Annotated in this window: 20 protein-coding genes; 9 read left to right on the top strand and 11 right to left on the bottom strand. The window is 70.5% G+C overall.

Going from position 1 to position 22311, the window contains the following annotated elements:
• Position 1: 1 nt before the first annotated feature.
• From ACT1U9_RS17525 to ACT1U9_RS17505, 5 genes are all read right to left on the bottom strand, one after another.
• The gene (locus ACT1U9_RS17525; protein WP_444533669.1) at positions 2–1603 is read right to left on the bottom strand and encodes an acyl-CoA carboxylase subunit beta; all 1602 of its coding nucleotides are present in this window, start codon (positions 1601–1603) and stop codon (positions 2–4) included.
• The gene (locus ACT1U9_RS17520; RefSeq protein ID WP_444533668.1) at positions 1600–3291 is read right to left on the bottom strand and encodes an acyclic terpene utilization AtuA family protein; all 1692 of its coding nucleotides are present in this window, start codon (positions 3289–3291) and stop codon (positions 1600–1602) included. The genes ACT1U9_RS17525 and ACT1U9_RS17520 overlap by 4 nt, the downstream gene beginning before the upstream one ends.
• Positions 3292–4086 (bottom strand): TIGR03084 family metal-binding protein, encoded by a 795-nt coding sequence (locus ACT1U9_RS17515; protein ID WP_444533667.1) that lies wholly within the window; start codon positions 4084–4086, stop codon positions 3292–3294. It abuts the gene before it with no gap.
• A 172-nt stretch (positions 4087–4258) separates the two neighbouring features.
• Positions 4259–5209, bottom strand: coding sequence for an EamA family transporter (locus ACT1U9_RS17510; protein WP_444533666.1), 951 nt, complete (start codon positions 5207–5209; stop codon positions 4259–4261).
• A 154-nt stretch (positions 5210–5363) separates the two neighbouring features.
• On the bottom strand, positions 5364–8195 hold the full coding sequence (locus ACT1U9_RS17505) for an FAD-binding and (Fe-S)-binding domain-containing protein (RefSeq protein WP_444533665.1): 2832 nt from the start codon (positions 8193–8195) through the stop codon (positions 5364–5366).
• A gap of 120 nt (positions 8196–8315) precedes the next feature.
• Between ACT1U9_RS17505 and serC the strand changes: the two genes are divergently transcribed.
• Positions 8316–9434: a phosphoserine transaminase gene (gene serC, locus ACT1U9_RS17500; protein ID WP_444533664.1), complete on the top strand. Its 1119-nt coding sequence runs from the start codon at positions 8316–8318 to the stop codon at positions 9432–9434.
• A 52-nt stretch (positions 9435–9486) separates the two neighbouring features.
• On the opposite strand, the gene ACT1U9_RS17495 is transcribed toward serC, so the two are convergent.
• Positions 9487–10446 (bottom strand): WD40 repeat domain-containing protein, encoded by a 960-nt coding sequence (locus ACT1U9_RS17495; RefSeq protein ID WP_444533663.1) that lies wholly within the window; start codon positions 10444–10446, stop codon positions 9487–9489.
• Positions 10447–10536: 90 nt separating this feature from the next.
• Between ACT1U9_RS17495 and ACT1U9_RS17490 the strand changes: the two genes are divergently transcribed.
• Entirely contained in the window at positions 10537–11247 is a 711-nt protein-coding gene (locus ACT1U9_RS17490; protein ID WP_444533662.1) for a GDSL-type esterase/lipase family protein, read from the top strand.
• On the opposite strand, the gene ACT1U9_RS17485 is transcribed toward ACT1U9_RS17490, so the two are convergent.
• Positions 11199–11510 carry a carboxymuconolactone decarboxylase family protein gene (locus ACT1U9_RS17485; RefSeq protein WP_444539145.1) on the bottom strand — a complete coding sequence of 104 codons (312 nt, stop codon included), beginning with the start codon at positions 11508–11510 and terminating at the stop codon, positions 11199–11201. The genes ACT1U9_RS17490 and ACT1U9_RS17485 overlap by 49 nt on opposite strands.
• On the opposite strand from ACT1U9_RS17485, the gene ACT1U9_RS17480 reads away from it, so the two are divergent.
• The 4 genes from ACT1U9_RS17480 (at position 11463) to ACT1U9_RS17465 (ending at position 14441) form a co-directional block, all read left to right on the top strand.
• Positions 11463–11645, top strand: coding sequence for a hypothetical protein (locus tag ACT1U9_RS17480; RefSeq protein WP_444539320.1), 183 nt, complete (start codon positions 11463–11465; stop codon positions 11643–11645). The two genes, ACT1U9_RS17485 and ACT1U9_RS17480, sit on opposite strands and share 48 nt — an antisense overlap.
• 73 nt (positions 11646–11718) lie before the next feature.
• Positions 11719–12309 (top strand): Uma2 family endonuclease, encoded by a 591-nt coding sequence (locus ACT1U9_RS17475; RefSeq protein WP_444533661.1) that lies wholly within the window; start codon positions 11719–11721, stop codon positions 12307–12309.
• 60 nt (positions 12310–12369) lie between these two features.
• The gene (locus ACT1U9_RS17470) at positions 12370–13380 is read left to right on the top strand and encodes an aldo/keto reductase (protein WP_444533660.1); all 1011 of its coding nucleotides are present in this window, start codon (positions 12370–12372) and stop codon (positions 13378–13380) included.
• A gap of 62 nt (positions 13381–13442) precedes the next feature.
• Positions 13443–14441 (top strand): aldo/keto reductase, encoded by a 999-nt coding sequence (locus ACT1U9_RS17465; protein ID WP_444533659.1) that lies wholly within the window; start codon positions 13443–13445, stop codon positions 14439–14441.
• Between the two features lie 446 nt (positions 14442–14887).
• Here the strand turns inward: ACT1U9_RS17465 and thpR are convergent, their stop codons facing one another.
• The 3 genes from thpR to ACT1U9_RS17450 all read right to left on the bottom strand — a co-directional run bounded on the left by thpR (position 14888) and on the right by ACT1U9_RS17450 (position 17407).
• Positions 14888–15457 (bottom strand): RNA 2',3'-cyclic phosphodiesterase, encoded by a 570-nt coding sequence (gene thpR / locus ACT1U9_RS17460; protein ID WP_444533658.1) that lies wholly within the window; start codon positions 15455–15457, stop codon positions 14888–14890.
• A 128-nt stretch (positions 15458–15585) separates the two neighbouring features.
• The gene (locus ACT1U9_RS17455; protein ID WP_444533657.1) at positions 15586–16932 is read right to left on the bottom strand and encodes an MFS transporter; all 1347 of its coding nucleotides are present in this window, start codon (positions 16930–16932) and stop codon (positions 15586–15588) included.
• Positions 16933–16963: 31 nt separating this feature from the next.
• A complete protein-coding gene (locus ACT1U9_RS17450; protein ID WP_188277064.1) occupies positions 16964–17407 on the bottom strand; it encodes a MarR family winged helix-turn-helix transcriptional regulator in 444 nt (147 codons plus the stop codon).
• A 112-nt stretch (positions 17408–17519) separates the two neighbouring features.
• On the opposite strand from ACT1U9_RS17450, the gene ACT1U9_RS17445 reads away from it, so the two are divergent.
• Positions 17520–17702 (top strand): ribbon-helix-helix protein, CopG family, encoded by a 183-nt coding sequence (locus tag ACT1U9_RS17445; protein ID WP_444533656.1) that lies wholly within the window; start codon positions 17520–17522, stop codon positions 17700–17702.
• An 11-nt stretch (positions 17703–17713) separates the two neighbouring features.
• Here the strand turns inward: ACT1U9_RS17445 and ACT1U9_RS17440 are convergent, their stop codons facing one another.
• Positions 17714–19162, bottom strand: coding sequence for an NCS2 family permease (locus tag ACT1U9_RS17440; protein ID WP_444533655.1), 1449 nt, complete (start codon positions 19160–19162; stop codon positions 17714–17716).
• Positions 19163–19397: 235 nt separating this feature from the next.
• Here ACT1U9_RS17440 and ACT1U9_RS17435 point away from each other — a divergent pair, with 235 nt between their 5' ends.
• Together ACT1U9_RS17435 and ACT1U9_RS17430 are read left to right on the top strand one after the other, a co-directional pair.
• Entirely contained in the window at positions 19398–19670 is a 273-nt protein-coding gene (locus ACT1U9_RS17435; protein ID WP_361431434.1) for a DUF2530 domain-containing protein, read from the top strand.
• A gap of 118 nt (positions 19671–19788) precedes the next feature.
• Complete coding sequence (locus tag ACT1U9_RS17430) at positions 19789–22209, top strand: HAD-IC family P-type ATPase (RefSeq protein ID WP_444533654.1); 2421 nt, start codon at positions 19789–19791, stop codon at positions 22207–22209.
• Positions 22210–22311: the final 102 nt, after the last annotated feature.

Here is a 22311-nt window from a genome sequence, read left to right as displayed (position 1 = left end):
CTCACATCCGGAAGACGCCGAAGCCGCCGCGGGCGCCTTCGACGGGGGCGGTGTGGACGGCGGACAGGCACAGGCCGAGGACGGTGCGGGTGTCGCGGGGGTCGATGACGCCGTCGTCGTAGAGCCGCCCGGAGAGGAACATCGGCAGGGACTCGGCCTCGATCTGCTGCTCGACCATCGCGCGCAGCCCGGCGTCCGCCTCGTCGTCGTACGGCTGCCCCTTGGCCTGCGCGGAGGCGCGCGCGACGATCGACAGCACTCCGGCGAGCTGCTGCGGCCCCATGACGGCGGACTTGGCGCTCGGCCAGGCGAAGAGGAAGCGGGGGTCGTAGGCGCGCCCGCACATCCCGTAGTGCCCGGCGCCGTACGACGCACCCATGAGGACCGACAGATGCGGCACCTTCGAGTTGCTGACCGCGTTGATCATCATGGCGCCGTGCTTGATGATCCCGCCCTGCTCGTACTCCTTGCCGACCATGTAGCCGGTGGTGTTGTGCAGGAAGAGCAACGGGATGTCGCGCTGGTTGGCGAGCTGGATGAACTGGGCGGCCTTCTGCGACTCGGCGCTGAACAGCACGCCCTGGGCGTTGGCGAGGATGCCGACGGGGTAGCCGTGGAGGGTGGCCCAGCCGGTGACCAGACTGGTCCCGTACAGCGGCTTGAACTCGTCGAAGTCGGAGCCGTCGACGATCCGGGCGATGACTTCGCGCGGGTCGAAGGGGGTTTTGAGATCCCCGGGCACGATGCCAAGCAGCTCGTCCTCGTCGTACTTGGGCGGGTCGTAGGCGACTTGTGTGTCCGGGTGTGCCTTGCGGTGGTTGAGGCGGGCGACGATGCGGCGGGCCTGGCGCAGGGCGTCGTACTCGTCGACGGCGTAGTGGTCGGCGAGCCCGGAGGTGCGGGCGTGCATCTCGGCGCCGCCCAGCGACTCGTCGTCGCTCTCCTCCCCGGTGGCCATCTTCACCAGCGGCGGCCCGCCGAGGAACACCTTCGACCGCTCTTTGATCATTACGGTGTGGTCGGACATCCCCGGCACGTACGCACCACCGGCGGTGGAGTTCCCGAACACGACCGCGATCGTCGGTATCCCGGCGGCGGAGAGCCGGGTGATGTCGCGGAACAGAGCGCCGCCCGGGATGAAGATCTCCTTCTGGGACGGCAGATCGGCGCCGCCGGACTCGACGAGGCTGATGCACGGGAGCCGGTTGGCGTACGCGATCTCGTTGGCCCGCAGCGCCTTCTTCAGCGTCCACGGGTTGGAGGCGCCACCGCGTACGGTCGGGTCGTTGGCGGTGATCAGGCACTCGACGCCCTCGACGACCCCGATCCCGGTGACCATGGAGCCGCCGACGGGATACTCGCTCCCCCAGGCGGCGAGCGGCGACAGCTCCAGGAAGGGCGTGTCCGGGTCGAGCAGCAGCTCGATACGCTCTCGGGCGAGCAACTTGCCCCGCTTGTGGTGGCGTTCGGTGTACTTGACGCCGCCGCCCGCGAGCGCCTTCGCGTGCTCGGCGTCGAGCTCGGCCAGCTTGCCGAGCATGGCCTCGCGATGGGCCGCGTACTCGGCCCCGGCGGTGTCGAGTGCGGTGGGCAGGACGGTCACAGCAGTGCCTCCGGGATGTCCAGACGCCGCGCGCGCAGCCATTCGCCGAGCGCCTTGGCCTGCGGGTCGAACCGGGCCTGCGAGGCGACGCCTTCGCCGAGGAGGCCGTGGACGGTGAAGTTGAGGGCGCGGAGGTAGGGGAGGGTGTGCCGCTCCACATCCAAGTGGGCGCACTCGGGGAGCAGTTGCTTCAGCAGGTCTACGGTCAGGGTGTGCGCGAGCCAGGCCCAGGCGTCGTCGGTGCGCACCCATACGCCGATGTTCGCGTCGCCGCCTTTGTCGCCGCTGCGGGCGCCCGCGACTCGTCCGAGGGGTTCGTGACGGGTCGGCCCGGGGGGTGGTGGGGCGGGGAGCGGGGGTTCGGGGACGTCGGCGAGTGGGCGGGTGTGTGTAGCTGGGGGTATCAACTCCCGTTTCCCGTCCGGGAGTACGGCGGTGTGCGCGATCGCTTCGCGGTCGACGGTGGCCGCTTCGAAGACCCCGTACGGGGTGCCTTTGGCGGGTGGAGCCGTTACGTGGAAGCCCGGATAGCTGCCGAGGGCGAGCTCGATGGCGGCGCCGGTGACCGTACGCCCGACGGCGTCGGGGTCGCTGTCGCGGACGACGAGCCGGAGGAGAGCGCTGGCGGTTTCTTGGGTGTGGGGGTCGGGGTGATCGGTGCGGGCGAGCTCCCAACACACCTCATGGGGCCGGGATTTGGAACGTATGAAGGCATCCTCCACCTGCTCTTTGACGAGCGCGGCCTTGGCCTCGATGTCGAGTCCGGTGAGGACGAAGACGACCTCGTTGCGCCAGCCGCCGACGCGGGTGCGGCCGACCTTGAGGGTGGGGGGCGGGGCCTCACCGCGCACGCCGGTGATGCGCACGCGGTCGGTCCCGTCCATTGCCAGCCGTACGGTGTCGAGCCGGGCGGTGACGTCGGGCCCGGCGTACCGGGCGCCCCCGGTCTCGTACAAAAGCTGCGCGGTGACGGTACCGATGTCGACGACGCCGCCGGTGCCGGGATGTTTGGTGATGAGGGCACTGCCGTCGGCGTGGATCTCGGCGAGGGGGAAACCGGGGCGGCGTATGTCGTGGTCGCCGAAGAAGGAGTAGTTGCCGCCGGTGGCCTGCGTGCCGCACTCCAGGACGTGCCCGGCGACGACCGCGCCCGCGAGCCGGTCGTACTCCTCGGGCCCCCACCCGTGCCACCACGCGGCGGGCCCGGTGACCAGGGCCGCGTCGGTGACCCGCCCGGTGACGACGACGTCGGCCCCGGCGGCGAGGCAGGCGGTGATGCCGGCGCCGCCGAGGTAGGCGTTGGCGGTGAGGGCGCCGGGGGGAAGGGGCAGGCTGTCACCTTCGACGTACGCGACGCGCGCGGGCACACCGACACGGCCCGCCAACTCCTTGATGGCATCGGCGAGTCCGGCGGGATTGAGCCCACCCGCGTTGGCGACGATCCGCACTCCACGCTCGTGCGCGATCGCCAGACACTCCTCCAACTGCCGCAGGAACGTCTTGGCGTAGCCGAGGCGGGCGTCCTTGAGGCGGTCGCGGCCGAGGATGAGGAGGGTGAGCTCGGCGAGGTAGTCCCCGGTGAGGACGTCGAGGGGCCCTCCGGTCAGCATCTCGCGCATCGCGTCGAAGCGATCACCGTAGAAGCCGGAGAAGTTACCGATACGGAGGGGACGGCGCTCCGGGATCATTCAGGCCCCCTTGGGCGCGCGTCCCGGCCCGGGCGGACCCGCGAAGGCCTGGGCGATGTCGAGCCACCGGTCGGCGTCGGGGCCCACGGCTTCGATGGCGGTGTCCGTGCGGTGGACGCGCTGGGTGACGAGAAGGCAGAAGTCGAGGGCGGGGCCGGTGACGCGCTGTTCGGCGTTCTCGGGCCCGTACGTCCAGATCTCTTCGCCGTCCGGAGCGGCGAGCTCGACCCGGAACTCTTCGGCGGGCGCGGCCAGTCCTCGTACGGCGAAGGCGAAGTCCCGAGCCCGCACCCCGATCCGCACGATGTGCCGCAGCCGGGCGGTGGGCTCACGGGTGCGGCCGAGCGCATCCCATACATCCTGGCCGTGCGCCCAGGTCTCCATCAGCCGCCCGGTCGCCATGGAGGCGGTGGACATGGGCGGCCCGTACCAGGGGAAACGGGCGCCGGGGGGTGCGGTGCGGAGCACGTGGTCGAGCTGGGCCCGCCCGTCCCGCCAGCGGGAGAGGAGTTCACCGGGGCCGAGCCGGACCCCCTCCTCGGCACCGTCGTCGACGAAGCCGTCGGGGTCGGCGGCGGCTTTCTGGACCTCGACAGCGAAGGCCTCGGCGTCGGTCATGGCGAGCAACGCGGCCCGGTCGGTCCATGCGAGGTGCGCGATCTGATGGGCGACGCTCCACCCCTCGGCGGCGGTGCCCCGCGCCCACTCGCTTGGGTCCAACTCGCCGACGAGCCGGTCGAGTTCCTCCCCTTCGTCGCGCAGATCATCGAGCACGGCGATCGTCGGATCGGCCACGGGTGCGGTTCCCTTCGGGTGGGGATACTGCGGTGCGTGTCCGGGAGCATGGCAGCGGTACGTAAAACAAGCAAGCGTGCTTGCATTGTTTTTTACCAGGGCGTGGGAGTGGGGCGAGGGGGCTCAAGTCCCCCTCGGGAATGCCCCCTTGACGGGGTTGGCCGAGCGCGGCCTACTCCCCCCGCCCCCGCGCCACCTGCGACCGCACCGCCCCGATGCTTGCCCCGATGACCAGGGCGATAGCCAACGCGTCCGTGGCGGAGAGGGACTGGTGCAGGACCAGGAAGCCTGCCGTGGCCGCGATGGCCGGTTCCAGGCTCATCAGGATCGCGAAGGTGGGGGCGGGGAGGCGGCGCAGGGCGAGGAGTTCCAGGGTGTACGGGAGGACCGACGAGAGGATCGCCACCGCCGCGCCCAGGCCGATCGTCGAAGGAACCAGCAGCTTCGCGCCCGACTCCACCGCGCCCAGCGGCAGGGACAACACCGCCGCGACCGCCATGGCCAGGGCGAGCCCGTCCGCCTGCGGGAAGCGGCGGCCCGTACGGGCGCTGAAGAGGATGTACACCGCCCAGCACGCCCCCGCCCCCAGCGCGAACGCCGCCCCCGCGATGTCCGGCGACCCGAAGCCCGCTCCCCCGCCCAGGAGCGCCACACCCGCGAGCGCCAGACCGGCCCAGACGAAGTTCACCAGGCGGCGCGAAGCCAGTACCGACAGCGCCAGCGGGCCCAGCACCTCCAGCGTCACCGCCGTGCCCAGCGGGATGCGGTCGACCGCCTGGTAGAAGAGGCCGTTCATTCCGGCCATCGCGACGCCGAAGGCGACCACCGTGCCCCAGTCCGCGCGCGAGTACCCGCGCACCTTCGGGCGGCAGATGGCCAGCAGGACCAGCGCGGCCGCCGCCAGGCGCAGGGTGACCACGCCCGCCGCGCCCGCCCTCGGCATCAGCATCACGGCGATCGCCGAGCCGAACTGGACCGATACGCCCGCCGAGATCACCAGCGCCACGGGCGCCAGCGCCGCCCGGCGTCCGCGTGCGGCGCCGGGCCCGCCCGCCGCCTCCGGCGTGGAGACGGTCGCCGCCGTGGTGGCGTTCGGCTCTGCGGCGGCGGACGGACTGGTCACCGGGACTCCTGAGTGAGTGCACTGCAATGGACTGGGTATATAAAATATTGCACCATCCGTGTCCGCTCGTACAGTCATTTGTCTGCGCGAGCGGAATGATGCGTTCCCATCCACTGTAAGCACTCATGTAAGTGGCGCCCCAGACACCTGATCCCTACTCCAGGTGTTCCGCCAGCAGCTCCGCCAGATGCCGGGCCCGCTGCCCGGCCAGCTGCTCCAGCTGCGTACGGCAGGAGAAGCCGTCCGCCAGGACCTCCGTGCCGGGCGCCGCCGCCCGTACCGACGGCAGCAGCTCGCCCTCCGCGCAGGCCAGCGACACCTCCCAGTGGCCCCGCTCGAAGCCGAAGTTCCCCGCGAGCCCGCAGCAGCCGCCGCTCAGCTCCCCTGTCAGCCCGGCCCGCTCCCGCAACCGGCGCTCGGCGGCGTCCCCGAGGACCGCGTGCTGATGGCAGTGCGTCTGCCCGACGACCGGACGCCCGACCACCGGCGGCACCCAGTCCGGCGCGCACTCCTCCAGGACCTGCGCGAACGTACGCACCGAGGCCGCCAGCCGCGCCGCCCTCGGGTCGTCCGGCAGCAGCTCCGGCAGATCGGTCCGCAGCGCCGCCGCGCAGCTCGGTTCGAGGACGACGACCGGCAGACCGCGATCGAGAAGCGGCTCCACGACATCGAGCGTGCGGCCGAGGACGCCTCGTGCGCGGGTCAGCTGGCCTGTGGATACGTAGGTCAGGCCACAGCACACCCGACCCCCGGGCACCTCGACCCCGATCCCCGCCGCCTCCAGCACCCGCACCGCCGCCCGGCCGACCTCCGGCGAGAGGTGGTCGGTGAAGGTGTCCAGCCACAGCAGGACCGGCCGCCCCGAAAAAACCTCACGCCCCCGCAGCCACCTCCGCAACGTCCGCCTCGCCAGCACCGGCAACGCCCGCTCCGGCGCGATCCCCGCCACCCGTTTCGCGAGCGCCGCAAGCGGCCGTACCCGCCCCAGCGCATTGATCACCCGCGCCCACGGCCCCGCCAGCCGCAGCCAGCGCGGCAGCCACCCCATCGCGTAGTGAGCGGCGGGCCGCACCCGCCCCCGGTAGTGGTGGTGCAGGAACTCCGCCTTGTACGTCGCCATGTCCACCCCGACCGGGCAGTCGCTGCGGCAGCCCTTGCAGGACAGGCACAGGTCGAGCGCGTCCCGTACCTCCTCCGAGCGCCAGCCGTCGGTGACGATCTCGCCCGCCAGCATCTCGTGCAGCAGCCGCGCCCGCCCCCGCGTCGAGTGCGCCTCCTCACCGGTCGCCCGGAACGACGGACACATGACCCCCGAACTACCGGCTGTAGTACGGCACTTGGCCACCCCCACACACCGCCGCACCGCCGCCGAGAAGTCGCCCTCGTCGTCCCGGTAGCCGAACTCCACCTCCACCGGACGCCTCGGCAGCACCTCGAAGCGCAGGTTCTCGTCGAGCCGGGCCGGACGCGCCAGGATGCCCGGGTTCATCACGCCCGCCGGATCCCACAGATCCTTGAACTGGCCGAAGAGCGCGACCAGTTCGTCCCCGTACATCGCCGGAAGCAGCTCGGCCCGCGCCTGCCCGTCGCCGTGCTCGCCCGACAGCGAACCACCGTGCGCGACCACGAGCTCGGCCAGCTCCACCGAGAACCGCCGGAACCGCGCGATGCCCGCCCGGCTCATCAGGTCGAAGTCGATGCGGACATGGACGCAGCCGTCGCCGAAATGCCCGTACGGCGTGCCGCGCAGGCCGTGTTCGCGCAGCAGGGCCCGGAAGTCGCGCAGATACGCGCCGAGCCGCGCGGGCGGTACGGCGCAGTCCTCCCAGCCGGGCCACGCCTCGCTGCCGTCCGGCATCCGGGTGGCCGTCCCGGCCGCGTCCTCGCGGATGCGCCACAGGGCGCGCTGCCCGGCCGCGTCGGTGACGACGGCCGCGTCCAGCGGGTCGGCGATCCGCGTCAACTCCCGTGCCCGGGCGGCCGCTTCGGCCGTCGAGTCGCCGCCCGTCTCGACGAAGAGCCAGGCCCCGCCGCACGGCAGCCCGGTGTGGCCGCGCACCAGGTCGGCGGCCATGCCCTCGACGGTGAGCGGCCCGTGCGGCAGCAGCGCGGGCGCGGCCTCGGCCGCCGCGCTCTCGTCCGCGTACCCGAGCACGGCGAGCGCCCGCGCCACCGGCGCCCGCACCAGCCGTACGGTCGCCTCGGTCACCACCCCGAGCGTGCCCTCGCTGCCGCAGAACGCGCGCGCCAGGTCCGTGCCGCGCTCGGGCAACAGCGCGTCCAGGGCGTATCCGGAGATCCGGCGCGGCAGGTCGGACGGGAAGCCGGTGCGCAGGGCGGCAAGGTGGCGCCCGACAAAACCAGGCAGTCCCGCAGGACCGCCGGACCAGCCCTGCCCGAGCCGCAGCAGCTCGCCACCACCGCTCACGACACTCAACGCCCGTACGTTGTCGGCGGTCGTCCCCCACGCCACCGAGTGCGACCCGCAGGCGTTGTTGCCGATCATCCCGCCGAGCGTGCACCGGCTGCGGGTCGACGGGTCGGGCCCGAAGGTCAGCCCGTACGGCCGGACCGCGTCCCGCAGCACGTCCAGGACGAGCCCCGGCTGGACCACCGCCGTACGCGCCTCCGCGTCCACCGACACAAGGCCGCGCATGTGCCGGGTGAAGTCGAGCACCACACCCGTCCCGGTCGCCTGCCCCGCGATCGAGGTGCCGCCACCACGCGGCACCACCGGCACCCCGTGCTCCCGGCAGAGAGCGAGCACGGCCGCCACGTCCTCGGCGTCGCGGGGTGCCACCACCCCGAGCGGCACCCGCCGGTAATTCGACGCGTCCATGGTCACCAGCGCCCGCGCGCCCGCCGAGAAGTCCACCTCCCCGCGCACGGCCTCGCGCAGCGCCCGCTCCAACGCGCCCGATGCCGGAGAAACACCCGTAAGTTCCGTATCACCCGTACGTTCCGTATCGCCCCTGGGGATCTCCATGGGGAACAGCCTGCCCCTCCGGGCCCGCCGCAGACGGGCGCGCGGCGGCCACGGCGCGCGGCGCGTCTCGCGGGGTGGACCCGGGCCGCGCGCTCCCCCGCGTGCCGATACCCTGCGCTCGTGGCTGAGATCCAGATTCCCGCTGACATGAAGCCCGCCGACGGCCGTTTCGGCGCGGGCCCCTCCAAGGTGCGGACGGAGGCGCTGGACGCCCTGGCCGCCACCGGTACCTCGCTCCTCGGCACCTCCCACCGCCAGGCCCCGGTCAAGAACCTGGTCGGCGAAGTGCGCCAGGGCGTACGGGACCTGTTCTCCCTGCCCGAGGGTTACGAGGTGATCCTGGGCAACGGCGGCTCCACCGCCTTCTGGGATGTGGCCACCCACGGCCTGATCGAGAACAAGTCGCAGCACCTGAACTTCGGCGAGTTCTCGTCCAAGTTCGCCAAGGCCGCGAAGCTCGCGCCGTGGCTCGCCGAGCCGTCCGTGATCGCCTCCGAGCCCGGTACGCACCCGGAGCCGGCCGCCGAGGCGGGCGTCGACGTCTACGCCCTCACCCACAACGAGACCTCCACCGGCGTCGCCGCCCCGGTCAAGCGGGTCGCGGGCGCCGACGAGGGCGCGCTCGTCCTGGTCGACGCGACCTCGGGCGCGGGCGGCCTCCCGGTCGACATCACCGAGAGCGACGTCTACTACTTCGCCCCGCAGAAGTCCTTCGCCTCCGACGGCGGTCTGTGGCTCGCGGTGTTCTCGCCCGCAGCCCTTGAGCGCGCCGCGCGCATCCACGCCTCCGGCCGTCACATCCCGGAGTTCTTCAGCCTGCCGACCGCGATCGACAACTCGCTGAAGAACCAGACGTACAACACCCCGGCTCTCTCCACGCTCTTCCTGCTCAACGAGCAGCTGAAGTGGATCAACGGCCAGGGCGGCCTGGAGTGGTCGACCGGCCGCACCGCCGCGTCCTCGAACGCCCTGTACGGCTGGGCCGAGGAGTCCAAGCACGCGACGCCGTTCGTCACCGACCCGGCCAAGCGGTCGCAGGTCATCGGCACGATCGACTTCGCGGACGAGATCGACGCGGCCGCGATCGCCAAGGTGCTGCGCGCCAACGGCATCGTCGACACCGAGCCGTACCGCAAGCTCGGCCGCAACCAGCTGCGCATCGCGATGTTCCCGGCGATCGACCCGGCGGACGTCGAGGCGCTGACGGCCTGCATCGACTACGTGATCGACCAGCTCTGAGATGAGTGATGCGGGTGGGGCGGGCGGACTTCATCTCGCTCGCCCCATCGGCCTATTTCCGGCGGAACAACCTCCGGCCGCCCAGCCACAGGGCCGTGGCCCCCGCGAAAACGAGCGCCCCGTACACGAGGTCGCTGTTCCGGGAGTCGCTGTCGTCAGATGACGAACTCCCCTTCCCCGACGGGGACTTGGCGCCCACCCCGGTCACCACCGGCACCCGCGCGACCGGGCTCGACTCCCCTTCCGACCCGAAGAGCAGCGCCTTCCCGTCGAGCGTGTACGTGACGGACTCCGACTGCCGCATCAGCGGTGCCTCGACGGCGTGCCGGGTGCCGAGCCTGCCGTTGACCCAGTCGTACTCGGCGGCCCAGTAGTACCCCCGCAGCGCGAGCTTCGTCCCGTCCGGCGAGAAGGCGCCGTCGGTGACCCAGGGCACCTCGTCGATCCGGCGGAACACGTTCGTGCCGGAGGTGGAGAGCCGCGCGGGGCCTTCGTAGAGCCCGCCGCCGCCCTCCTTCTTGGAGGCGATGTAGATGCGTCCGGTCTTCGGGTGGACCATGAGCGACTCGGCGTCGCGCGGCCCGTCGGCGTACTTCACGACGTACTGCGTGGCCCGCACGGTGGCGTCCTTGAGCACGGCGGGCTCGGGGAACTTGTAGATCCACACGTGGTCCCAGGCACCGCCCAGGTTGTCGCCGATGTCCCCGACGTAGACGTTCCCGTCGGTGCCGACCGAGATCGCCTCGGCGTCGCGCGGCCGCCCGATGCCGGTCATGGTGATCGTGGCGACGGTCTCGCCGGTCTTCGAGTCGACGGCGTAGACGTACGGGCCGTCGCCGCTGTCGTTGTGCGTCCAGTAGACGCCCGGGTGCGCGCGGCTGGCGGCGAGGCCGCTGGACTCCTTGATCCGGGGGTCCTTGATGGTGAACCCTCCGTCGTCGGCGGCGGCCGTGCCGCCGGCCAGCACGACCAGCCCGGCGGCGCTCACGGCGGCCCGGAGGAGCGAAGGCATCGGGAACATCGGGAAACGCATGCCCCCGAGTGTCCATCGTCACGTCGCAGCCCCTCGAAGGGCCTCCGAGTGATCCGACATCATGACCCCATGCGTTTCATGTTCGTCGGCGACTCCATGACCATCGGACGCGCCGGCGACTTCACCTGGCGCTACCGGATGTGGCAGCACCTGAGCACGTCCTTCGACGGCCCGTACGAGATCGTCGGCCCGCGCACCGAGCTGTTCGACACGACGGCCGGGGCGCCGGTGTCGTACGAGTACGGCGACCCGTCCTTCCCGGCCGACGCCAGGCGCCACCTCTCCGGGTGGGGCGAGGGCTGGCTCCATATGGCGCCGCTGATCGGCGAGGCGGCGGTGGGGGTGGACGTCCTGCTGGTGTCGCTCGGCCTGATCGACCTCGGCTTCTACACGGACAGCGGCCAGACGGCCGAGAACGTCCGCCGCTTCGTGGCACAGGCGCGGACGGCGAACCCGTCGATACGCATGGTCCTGCTGCCGGTCATACCGAACGTACGGGCCGACACGGACGCCCCCTTCGCCGCCGAGGTGGCCCGCTTCAACGAGCTCCTCGCGAAGGCGGTCGCCGACCTGGACTCGCCGTCCTCACCGCTGCTCCTCGCCTCGGTCCCGCCGTCGTACGACATCCACCACGACACGTACGACGGTACGCACCCGGCGGCGTCCGGCGAGCACAAGCTCGCGGCGGCGTTCGCGGACGCGATGCATCAGGCGTGGGGGCTGGGTGCCGCTTACGCCCCGGCTTTGGTCAGCCGGTTGGCGAAGGTCGACAGCGTGTAGGTGCCGATGCCGAGGACGACCTCCAGGGCGTTCTGGCGGGTGTACCCGTGGTCGAGGAACACCTGGACGGCATCGTCGTCGACTCCTCCGGCGGCCGCGAGCACGGCGAGCGTGAACTGCCGTACAGCTTCGAGGCGTTGATCGGGCAGCGCCCGCTGCTCGCGCAGGGCGTCGACGAGGCCGTCGTCCGCGCCGAGCCCGCGCAGGACACGGGTATGCATGTCGACGCACAGATGACATTCATTGCGGACGGCAACGGTCAGGATGACGCTCTCGCGAGCGAGCGGTTCGAGCGTGCACTGCCCGAAAAGGCGTTCCCCTTCTGGATGCGGCGAGCTGGTTCGGGGGGGAGCCTGATCCGTATCCGGGCGCGCAAACCCGTGTTCGACAGCCCGTGACCCGGTCACCGTGCGTATCGTTGTACTGCGTGGCCGGCCCGCGGCAGAGCGACGGCCGGGGAGGAGCGCCACGATGACCGTCGTACAGACCGACAGGATCGAGATGGCCGACAGCGACGACGAGCTCACTCTGGACGCGATGTTCGAGTGGATCGAGAAGATGCCCGTCCCCGAGGGTTACAAGACCGAGATCGTCGGGGGAAATATCTTCATGGCGCCGCAGCGGCAGGTCCATTTCGAGATCATTCTCGACCTCATTGAGCAGTTGCGCACCAAGTACCCACGGAAACGCATGGCCTCCGACGTCCGCATCGACTTCCCCGGCCATCTCAACGGCTTCGCCTGCGATGTCGTAGCAATGAAGGACGGCGCGGCCCGGGATGACAAGGGCCGCTGGCGCTACGAGGACGTCGAATTCGTCGCCGAGGTGATCTCCAAGGGAACCGCCCCCAACGACTACGGCTCCAAGAAGGCCGCGTTCGCCGCTGCCGGCGTCCCCGCCTATCTGATCGTCGACCCGTACACCGGCAAGTGGCACCTCCACACCCTGCCGAAGGACGACGAGTACCACGGCACGGTCACGTTCGACTTCGGCGACGAGGTCGACCTCACCCAGACCCCAGTCGGACTCACCCTCACCACCGACGACTTCCCCAGGGACTGAGCACCCGCCCGCCCCAACGCCCTTGCTTCGAGCGCACTTCAAGGCGTTCGCTGGTGTCTCATGAAGTACACACAGCTCGGACGCACCGGACTCAAGGTCAGCCGACTCGTCCTCGGCACGATGAATTTCGGCGGGCACACCGACGAGGCCGAGAGCCACCGTCTGATGGACACCGCGCAGGACGCGGGCATCAACTTCTTCGACACCGCGAACATCTACGGCGTGGCCGAACGCAAGGGGCTCACCGAGGAGATCGTCGGGGCGTGGTTCGCGCGCGGGGGCGGGCGGCGGGACAAGACCGTGCTGGCGACCAAGGGCTACGGGAACATGGTCCAGGACGGCACCCCCTGGAACGTTCCGGCCTGGCCGAACCACGACAGGCTGTCGGCGGTCAATATTCGGAGGTCGGTGGAGGCGAGTCTGAAGCGCCTCGGCACCGATTACATCGACATCTACCAGTTCCACCACGTCGACCGTCAGACCCCCTTCGAGGAGATCTGGCAGGCGATGGACGTACTCGTACGGGAAGGGAAGGTCCTGTACGTCGGCACGTCCAACTTCCCCGGGTACAAGATTGCGCAAGGCAATGAAGTAGCCGCACGGACCGGGCGGTTGGGGCTCGTGAGTGAGCAGTGCCTCTACAACCTCGCCGAGCGGCGCGCCGAGATGGAGGTCATTCCGGCTGCGCAGGAGTACGGGGTCGGGATCATCCCGTGGTCCCCGCTGCATCAGGGGCTGCTCGGGGGTGCGTTGCGCAAGGAGCGGGCCGGGGACGGGGCGCGTATCAAGGCGGGGCGGGCCGCCGCCGGGCTCGGCGATCCGGTCGTACGGGCGCGGGTGCAGGCGTACGAGGATCTGCTGGGCAAGCATGGGCTTGAGCCGGGGGAGGTGGGGCTGGCGTGGCTGCTGACCCGACCGGGGGTTACGGGCCCGATCGTCGGCCCCCGTACCGCCGAGCAGTTGGCGTCCGCGCTGCGGGCGGTCGAGCTGGAGCTGAGCGAGGAGGTCCTTGCCGGGCTGGACGAGATCTTCCCCGGGCCGGGCCCGTCCCCGGAGGCGTTCGCCTGGTAGGGCGTGGTGAACGCGGGGTGGTGCTTGCTTGGAGCGCACTTCAAGGCGTTCGCTAGGACCTCATGAAGTACACGCAGCTCGGACGCACCGGACTCAAGGTCAGCCGACTCGTCCTCGGGACGATGAACTTCGGCCCGCAGACCGACGAGGCCGCCAGCCACACCATCATGGACGCCGCGCAGGACGCCGGCATCAACTTCTTCGACACCGCCAATGTCTACGGCTTCGGCGCCGAGAAGGGCCGCACCGAGGAGATCATCGGGTCGTGGTTCGCGCAGGGCGGCAGGCGCCGCGACAAGACGGTCCTGGCCACGAAGGTGTACGGGAACATGGCCGCCGACGGGGCTCCCGCCTGGCCGAACCACGACAAGCTGTCGGCGGTGAACATCCGTCGGTCGGTCGAGGCCAGCCTGAAGCGGCTGGGGACCGACTACATCGACATCTACCAGTTCCACCACGTCGACCGTCAGACCCCCTTCGAGGAGATCTGGCAGGCGATGGACGTACTCGTACGGGAAGGGAAGGTGCTGTATGTGGGCACGTCCAACTTCCCCGGGTACAAGATTGCGCAAGGCAATGAAGTAGCCGCGCGGACCGGGCGGTTGGGGCTCGTGAGCGAACAGTGCCTGTACAACCTCGCGGAGCGGCGGGCCGAGATGGAGGTGATCCCGGCGGCGCAGGAGTACGGCGTCGGGATCATCCCGTGGTCCCCGCTGTACGGCGGCCTTCTCGGGGGTGCCCTCCGTAAGGAGCGCGAGGGTGGCGGCTCTCGGTCCACGGGTGGGCGGGCGGCGGAGTCGCTGAGGGATCCGGTGGTACGGGGGCGGGTGCAGGCGTACGAGGATCTGCTGGGCAAGCATGGGCTTGAGCCGGGGGAGGTGGGGTTGGCGTGGCTGCTGACCCGTCCGGGCGTGACTGGCCCGATCGTCGGCCCCCGTACGGCTGAGCAGCTGGCGTCCGCGTTGCGGGCGGTGGAGCTGGAGCTGAACGAGGAGGTCCTGACGGGCCTGGACGAAATCTTCCCGGGCCCGGGGCCGTCGCCGGAGGCGTTCGCCTGGTAGTCCCCCACCCCACCCCTTCCCTAAACCCTCCGGGGGCGGGTGGGGGCGAAGGTGGTTCTCCCGGGGGCTACGCCCCCGGACCCCGGGCGGGGCTGCGCCCCTGCACCCCCTCGGGGGCTCCGCCCCCAGAACCCCCGGCAGGGCCTGCGGCCCCTCAACCCCGGACCCCGCTGGGGTGGGTGGGTTACAGGGCGCCGCCCCGGAGCGGGGTGCAGGGGCCGCAGGCCCCGCAAGAGGGTCCGGGGGCGCAGCCCCCGGGTAACCACCTTCACCCCCGCCCACCCCCGGAGGGTTAAGGGAACGGGCGGGGTGGGGGGAAACTGCCTAGCCGCGGGCCGCCGCCACCGCCACCACGACGAACATCAGCACGAGTACACCGGCCATGATCCGGTTCCTGGTCTTCGGGTTCACGCTCATGAGCGTAACGAACACCCGCGCGGACCCCGTCACGCGCCCGCCCCCAGCGCCCACCTCCCCACCGCCTCGTACCGCGGCTGCGCCCCCGCCACCCCCTCCGTCGGAAGGTTGCTGCGGACCAGTACCAGCTCGGACGCCTGCCACGCCGTGCCCTCGAAGCCGGAGAGCAGCGACGCGTACGGGCGCAGGTCCGCGCCCACGCGGCTGCGGGCGAGCGTCAGGTGCGGGGTGTACCGGCGGTGCTCCTCCATCGCGATGCCCGCCCGGCGCGCCGCCGCGTCGGCGCGTTCTGCAAGCAGCCGCAGGGCGTCGAGCTCGCCCGCGACCCCGGCCCAGAGGACCTTGTCCCCGAAGCGCCCGCCCCCGTGCAGGCGTACCTCGAACGGGGGCGTGCGGTGGGCCGCCCGGGACAGGCGGGCGTGCAGGTCGGGCAGTACCGCCTCGTCCACCGCCCCGAGGAACGCGAGCGTGAGGTGCCAGCCGTCGCGGCCCGCCCAGCGCAGTCCGTGCGCGCCGGGCAGGCCGTGCAACTCGTCCACGACCAGGCCCAGTTCGGCCAGCTGCGGCCGGGGCGGCAGTACGGCGACGAAGAGTCTCATGGGACCAGTCTCGCCCCGGGTCCGGGGACGACGCACGCCCCGCCACGGTCTGGGGCCGGACCCGCACCCCAAGCCCGCCCGGGTCCGGGGCCGACGCACGCCCCGGCCCCGCACCTCCCCGCCCCCCCTTACGCCGCCGTAGCCAGCCTCTCCCGAGGTACGAACTCCACATGCCGCCGCCCCCGCCGCAGGTCCACCTTCAGTCGCAGGTTCGCCGCGCGGGCCAGCATCAGGCCGACACCCGCCGCCGCGACCGCGCAGATCAGGCCGCCGAGCGCGAGGCTGATGCGTACGCCGTACGCGTCCGTCAGCCAGCCGAAGAGCGGGCCGCCCAGCGGGGTGCCGCCGGTGAAGACCATCATGAACAGGCTCATCACCCGGCCCCGCATCTCCGGGTCGGTCGCCATCTGGACGGACGCGTTGGCCGTGACGTTCACCGTCAGGCCGAGGATCCCGATCGGGATCAGGAGCATCACGAACAGCGTCATGGACGGCGCCAGGGCGCCCACCATCTCCAGGACCGCGAACGCTCCCGCCGCCCCCGCCAACAGCCGCAGCCGCGTCGTGCCCCGGCGGGCCGCGAGCAGCGCGCCCATCAGGGAGCCGATGGCCATCAGGCTGTTGAACAGGCCGTACATCCCGGAGCCGCCATGGAACTCGTCCCGCGCGAACGCGCTCAGCCAGATCGGGAAGTTGAAGCCGAAGGTGCCCACAAAACCGACCAGGACTATTGGCCAGATCAGTTCCGGGCGGTCCGAGACGTAGGCGAGTCCTTCGCGCAGCTGGCCCTTGCCCCGGCGCGCCGGCTTCGTCGGGCGCAACTCCGCCGTACGCATCAGGGCCAGGCCCGTCAGCGGGGCCAGGAACGAGAGGCCGTTGGCGAGGAACGCCCAGCCGGGGCCGACCGCCGCCATCACCGCACCGGCCACCGCCGGGCCCACCAGACGGGCCGACTGGAAGTTCGCCGAGTTCAGGCTCACCGCGTTGCGGACCTGGTCGGGGCCGACCATCTCGGAGACGAAGGACTGCCGGGTCGGGTTGTCGACTACCGTCACCAGGCCGGTGAAGAACGCCGTCAGGTAGACGTGCCAGACCTGGACGTGGCCCGACAGCGTCATGGCCGCCAGGAACAGGCCGCCGAGGCCCATCGCGCTCTGGGTCACGAAGAGGATGGTCCGCTTGGCGAAGCGGTCCGCTATGACGCCGCCGTACAGCCCGAAGAGCAGCATCGGCAGGAACTGCATGGCGGTGGTGATGCCCACCGCCACCGAGGAGCCGGTGATCTGGAGGACCAGCCAGTCCTGGGTGATCCGCGCCATCCACGTACCGATGTTGGAGACGATGGCACCGGAGAAGAACAGCCGGTAGTTGCGGATCGCGAGGGAGGAGAACGTCCCTCGTCTGCTGCCGGGGGCAGCCGTGTCGTGGGTGGATTTCGGTGCGGGGGCGGAGTCTGCTCCGGGTCCCGAACTCAAAGGGGTTCGCCTCCTAGCGTGCGCAGTCAGTTCACAGGTGTGCGAGCTTCTCCAGTACGGGTGCGGCGGCGCGCAGCTTCGCCCACTCGTCCTCGTCCAGGCCCTCCGCGAGGGTCGTCAGCCAGGCGTTCCGCTTGCGGCGGCTCTCTTCGAGCATCGCCTCGGCCTCTTCGGTCTGGCTGACCACCTTCTGGCGGCGGTCGTCGGGGTGCGGCTCCAGCCTGACCAGGCCCTTCGCCTCCAGCAGCGCGACGATGCGGGTCATCGACGGCGGCTGGACGTGCTCCTTGCGGGCCAGCTCACCGGGGGTGGCCGAGCCGCAGCGGGCGAGGGTGCCGAGCACCGACATCTCGGTGGGGCTCAGCGACTCGTCGACGCGCTGGTGCTTGAGGCGTCGGCTCAGCCGCATGACCGCGGAGCGCAGGGAGTTCACGGCGGCGACGTCGGCGTCACTGCCGTGGGACAGGTCAGACATGTTCATTAGACTAACTCATTACTCTGGCTAAATACCACTCGCATCACCCATACGAGTGAGACACATCCGGAAAGTGACGCGCGGGGGCCGTGCGTACGGCGACCCTCGTCCCATGGGGACCAGCGTGCTCAGCCTGCGGATAGACGGTGAGCTGCTCGAACGGCTCCGGCAGCATGCCGCCAGATGCGGAATGAGCGTCCAGGACTATGTGGTCCGGACGCTCATTCGCGACGACTTCGACGTACGGCTTCAGGCCGCCACCGTCGAGACGGAGAAGCTCTACGGGGTGGCTTGACGCGCCACGGGTTACGTCAGACCCAGCGCCGGCATCATGTAGTAGAAGGCGAACACCGCCGACACCACGTACATCGCCACCGGCACCTCGCGGAAGCGGCCCGCCACCACGCGCAGGATCGTGAAGGTGAGGAAGCCCATCCCGATGCCGTTGGTGATGGAGTACGTGAACGGCATCATCACCATCGTCACGAACGCCGGGATCGCGATCGTCCAGTCGTCCCAGTCGATCTGCCGGATCGAGCCGGACAGGATCAGGAAGCCCACCGCGAGCAGCGCGGGCGTGGCCGCCTGGGACGGGACCATCGTGGCGATCGGCGTGAGGAACAGGGCGACCGTGAAGAGCCCGCCGGTGATGACGTTCGCGAAGCCGGTACGGGCCCCCTCGCCCACGCCCGCCGTGGACTCCACGAAGCAGGTGGTGGCGGAGGAGGACGAGAAGCCGCCCGAGGCGACCGCGATGCCGTCGACGAACAGGACGCGGTTGATGCCGGGCATGTTGCCCTCGGCGTCGGTCAGCCCGGCCTCGTCGCTGATGCCCATGATCGTGCCCATCGCGTCGAAGAACGTCGAGAGCAGGACCGTGAAGACGAAGAGCGTGCCGGTCAGCACGCCGACCTTGTCGAAGCCGCCGAAGAGGCTGATCTTGCCGACGAGCCCGAAGTCGGGGCTGGCGACCGGGTTGCCGGGCCACTTCGGGGTGGTCAGACCCCAGGACGGCACGGTGGCGACCGCGTTGATGATCATCGCCAGGACCGTCATCGCGACGATGGAGATCAGGATCGCGCCCGGGATCTTACGGACGAGCAGCGCGAGCGTGAGCAGGACGCCGAGGATGAAGACCAGGACCGGCCAGCCGAGCAGATGCCCGGTGCCGCCGAGCTGGAGCGGGACCGTGGTGTGGGCGGCGTCCGGGATACGGGAGACGAAGCCCGAGTCGACCAGGCCGATCAGCATGATGAAGAGGCCGATGCCGATCGCGATGCCCTTGCGCAGACCGAGCGGCACCGCGTTCATCACGCGCTCGCGCAGCCCGGTGGCGACCAGGAGCATCACCACGAAGCCCGCGAGGACGACCATGCCCATCGCGTCCGGCCAGCTCATCCGGGGCGCCAGCTGGAGCGCGACCACGGTGTTCACCCCGAGCCCGGCCGCCAGCGCGATCGGCACGTTGCCGATGACACCCATCAGGAGCGTCGTGAACGCCGCCGTGAGGACGGTCGCGGTGACCAGCTGACCCCCGTTCAGCTGGTGCCCGTACATGTCCTTCGCGCTGCCCAGGATGATCGGGTTCAGCACGATGATGTAGGCCATCGCGAAGAAGGTGGCGAAGCCGCCGCGGATCTCCCGGGCGACCGTGGAACCCCGCTCGGTGATCTTGAAGAAGCGGTCGAAGCCGTTGACCGGCGGCAGCGGGGCCGGCGGCGGGGAGTCGACCTTGGCGGTGGCCGAGGGGGACATGCGGAACCTCAGTCGTGAGACGGGGCGGGCAGGGAAAGAAAAGCGGGAATCCGGCCTTAACCCGAACTTCTTTGGACGTTTCAACGAACAAAACGAGTCAGCCGTAAGCCGTTTCAGTATGAATACATAAGGCGAAGATCGCTATCTCCGCGCGTAGACGCCTGCGGCGACTGGGCTTCTGGGGGTCCGTGGACAGTCCACAGACCCCCACAACCCCTCCCCCTACACTGATCGCATGGCGAAGTGGACACCGAAACACGAGGCACCCGAGCCCCTCGAAGGGCCCGTCGTCGCCACCATCACCGGCGGCACGATCCTCTGGTTCGTCCTCTTCCTCGTCCAGCTCCCGTTCTACGGCTGGTTCGACGACCACGGCCATCTGTGGTGGCTGTGGACGTGCCTCGCCGGCGGCGGTCTCGGTCTCATCGGCATTTGGTACGTACGGGGCCGGGACGCGGCACTGAAGCGGCACGCGGCCGAGCTGGCCGCAAGGGCCGAAAGTCAGTAGGACCCTGGCCAGGTAGGGGCCCCGGCATACCGCCGCAGGACCATTCGTCTCCTCCCTGGGTCTGATGTTCGACGTTCCCGGCAGGTGAAGCGGGTATTACCGCCGTACCGTCGAAAACATGACGCAGCGCGCCAATATCGACGCCGGGGCGGAACTCGACCCCGTCCACCCCGTCCAGCCGCCGTCCCCGGCAGCAGGCCGGGCCACCGGGCTGAGCACCGCCGAAGTGGCCGAACGCGTCGCCCGGGGCGAGGTCAACGACGTACCCGTCCGCAGCAGCCGGTCCACCGCCGAGATCGTCCGCGCCAACGTCTTCACCCGCTTCAACGCGATCATCGGCGTGCTCTGGGCGATCATGCTGTTCGTGGCGCCGCTCCAGGACAGCCTCTTCGGGTTCGTGATCATCGCCAACACCGGCATCGGCATCATCCAGGAGCTGCGCGCCAAGAAGACCCTGGACGGGCTCGCGGTGATCGGCGAGGCGAAGCCGACGGTGCGGCGCGACGGGCGCGCGGCCGAGATCTCCACCTCCGAGATCGTCCTCGGCGACCTGGTGGAGCTCGGGCCGGGCGACAAGGTCGTCGTCGACGGCGAGGTGGTCGAGACGGACGGCCTCGAAGTGGACGAGTCACTGCTCACGGGCGAGGCCGACCCCGTACTGAAGAAGCCCGGCGACAAGATGATGTCGGGCTCGTTCGTGGTCGCGGGCGGCGGCGCGTTCACCGCGACCAAGGTCGGGCGCGAGGCGTACGCGGCGCAGCTCGCGGAGGAGGCGAGCCGCTTCACGCTTGTCCACTCCGAGCTGCGCTCCGGCATCTCGATGATCCTCAAGTACGTGACCTGGCTGATGATCCCGACCTCGATAGGCCTGGTCATCAGCCAACTCGTGGTCAAGGACGACAACTTCAAGCAGTCGGTCGCGTACACGGTCGGCGGCATCGTCCCGATGATCCCCGAGGGTCTCGTGCTGCTGACCTCCGTCGCCTTCGCGATCGGGGTGATCCGGCTCGGCCGCAAGCAGTGCCTGGTGCAGGAGCTGCCCGCGATCGAGGGCCTCGCGCGCGTGGACGTCGTCTGCCTCGACAAGACGGGCACGCTCACCGAGGGCGGCATGGACGTCACCGAGCTGCGGCCGCTGAACGGCACGGACGAGGCGTACGTACGCAAAGTGCTCGGCGCACTGGGCGAGTCGGACCCGCGTCCGAACGCGTCGCTCCAGGCGATCATCGACGCGTATCCGGACAGCGAGGAGTGGCGGTGCACGGAGTCGCTGCCGTTCTCGTCGGCGCGTAAATACAGCGGGGCGGCGTTCAGCGAGGGGGACGGGGAGAACTCGACGTGGTTGCTGGGAGCCCCGGACGTACTGCTGCCGACAGGTGATCCCTCCCTCTCGGAGATCGACTCGCTCAATGAACAAGGGCTTCGGGTACTGCTGTTGGCGCGGGCGGGGCGTGAGCTCGACGATCCGCAGGTCGCGACGGACGCGCGGGCGGCGGCGCTGGTGGTGCTGGAACAGCGGCTGCGGCCGGACGCGGGCGACACCCTGCGGTACTTCTCCGAGCAGGACGTCCACGCGAAGGTGATCTCCGGGGACAACGCGGTGTCGGTGGGCGCGGTGGCGGGGAAGCTGGGGCTGCCGGGGGCGTCGAACACGGTGGACGCGCGTCAACTGCCGTCGGAGCAGTCCGAGATGGCGTCGGTTCTGGACGAGAACGCCGTCTTCGGCCGCGTAACGCCCCAGCAGAAGCGGGACATGGTGGCGGCGCTGCAGTCGCGGGGCCACACGGTGGCGATGACGGGCGACGGCGTCAACGACGTCCTGGCCCTGAAGGACGCGGACATCGGCGTCTCGATGGGGTCGGGCTCCGAGGCGACGCGGGCGGTGGCCCAGATCGTCCTGCTGAACAACAGCTTCGCGACGCTGCCGTCGGTGGTGGCGGAGGGGCGCCGCGTGATCGGCAACATCACGCGGGTGGCGACGTTGTTCCTGGTCAAGACGGTGTACTCGGTGCTCCTTGCGCTGCTGGTGGTCTGCACGCAGGTGGAGTACTTGTTCCTCCCCCGCCACTTGACATTGCTGTCCACCCTGACGATCGGCATCCCGGCCTTCTTCCTGGCGCTGGCGCCGAACACGGAACGGGCGAAGCCGCACTTTGTGCGGCGGGTGATGCGGTATGCGATTCCGGGTGGTGCCATCGCGGCGGTGACGACGTTCGCGACGTATTTGCTGGCGCGTCACTATTACGTGGGCGACGGCGCGCGGGAGGCCGAGACCAGCGCGGCCACCCTGACCCTGTTCCTGGTCTCGATGTGGGTCCTGGCGATCATCGCGCGGCCGTACACATGGTGGCGGATCTGCCTGGTGGCGGCGATGGGTGTGGCGTTCCTCCTGGTCCTCGCGGTGCCGTGGCTCCAGACCTTCTTCGCCCTGAAGCTCGTCGGCACGACGTTGCCGTGGGCCGCGGTGGGGATCGCGGTGGTGGGGGCGGTGGGGTTGGAGTTCGCCTGGAGGTGGGTGGACCGCCGCTTCCCGGCGTAGCCGGGGGGGGTCGCCTGCGGACCGTGCGTGGCTGGTCGCGCGCCCCTAGGTAGTTAGGGGCGCGGGGCTGTGACATTTGCGGCTCCGCCGCGTGGGCGCGAT

The organism is Streptomyces sp. BR1, from assembly GCF_052373795.1.
Lineage (GTDB): Bacteria > Actinomycetota > Actinomycetes > Streptomycetales > Streptomycetaceae > Streptomyces.
Note: the sequence above shows the minus strand (reverse complement) of the source record. Positions and strands in the feature narration are given on the sequence as shown.

Coding starts and splice junctions, on each gene's coding strand:
- ACT1U9_RS17520 (WP_444533668.1), bottom strand. CDS start 3,291: ATGATCCCGGAGCGCCGTCCCCTCCGTATCGGTAACTTCTCCGGCTTC.
- ACT1U9_RS17505 (WP_444533665.1), bottom strand. CDS start 8,195: ATGGAGATCCCCAGGGGCGATACGGAACGTACGGGTGATACGGAACTT.
- ACT1U9_RS17495 (WP_444533663.1), bottom strand. CDS start 10,446: ATGCCTTCGCTCCTCCGGGCCGCCGTGAGCGCCGCCGGGCTGGTCGTG.
- ACT1U9_RS17490 (WP_444533662.1), top strand. CDS start 10,537: ATGCGTTTCATGTTCGTCGGCGACTCCATGACCATCGGACGCGCCGGC.
- ACT1U9_RS17480 (WP_444539320.1), top strand. CDS start 11,463: ATGCATGTCGACGCACAGATGACATTCATTGCGGACGGCAACGGTCAG.
- ACT1U9_RS17475 (WP_444533661.1), top strand. CDS start 11,719: ATGACCGTCGTACAGACCGACAGGATCGAGATGGCCGACAGCGACGAC.
- ACT1U9_RS17470 (WP_444533660.1), top strand. CDS start 12,370: ATGAAGTACACACAGCTCGGACGCACCGGACTCAAGGTCAGCCGACTC.
- ACT1U9_RS17465 (WP_444533659.1), top strand. CDS start 13,443: ATGAAGTACACGCAGCTCGGACGCACCGGACTCAAGGTCAGCCGACTC.
- thpR (WP_444533658.1), bottom strand. CDS start 15,457: ATGAGACTCTTCGTCGCCGTACTGCCGCCCCGGCCGCAGCTGGCCGAA.
- ACT1U9_RS17450 (WP_188277064.1), bottom strand. CDS start 17,407: ATGTCTGACCTGTCCCACGGCAGTGACGCCGACGTCGCCGCCGTGAAC.
- ACT1U9_RS17445 (WP_444533656.1), top strand. CDS start 17,520: ATGGGGACCAGCGTGCTCAGCCTGCGGATAGACGGTGAGCTGCTCGAA.
- ACT1U9_RS17440 (WP_444533655.1), bottom strand. CDS start 19,162: ATGTCCCCCTCGGCCACCGCCAAGGTCGACTCCCCGCCGCCGGCCCCG.
- ACT1U9_RS17435 (WP_361431434.1), top strand. CDS start 19,398: ATGGCGAAGTGGACACCGAAACACGAGGCACCCGAGCCCCTCGAAGGG.
- ACT1U9_RS17430 (WP_444533654.1), top strand. CDS start 19,789: ATGACGCAGCGCGCCAATATCGACGCCGGGGCGGAACTCGACCCCGTC.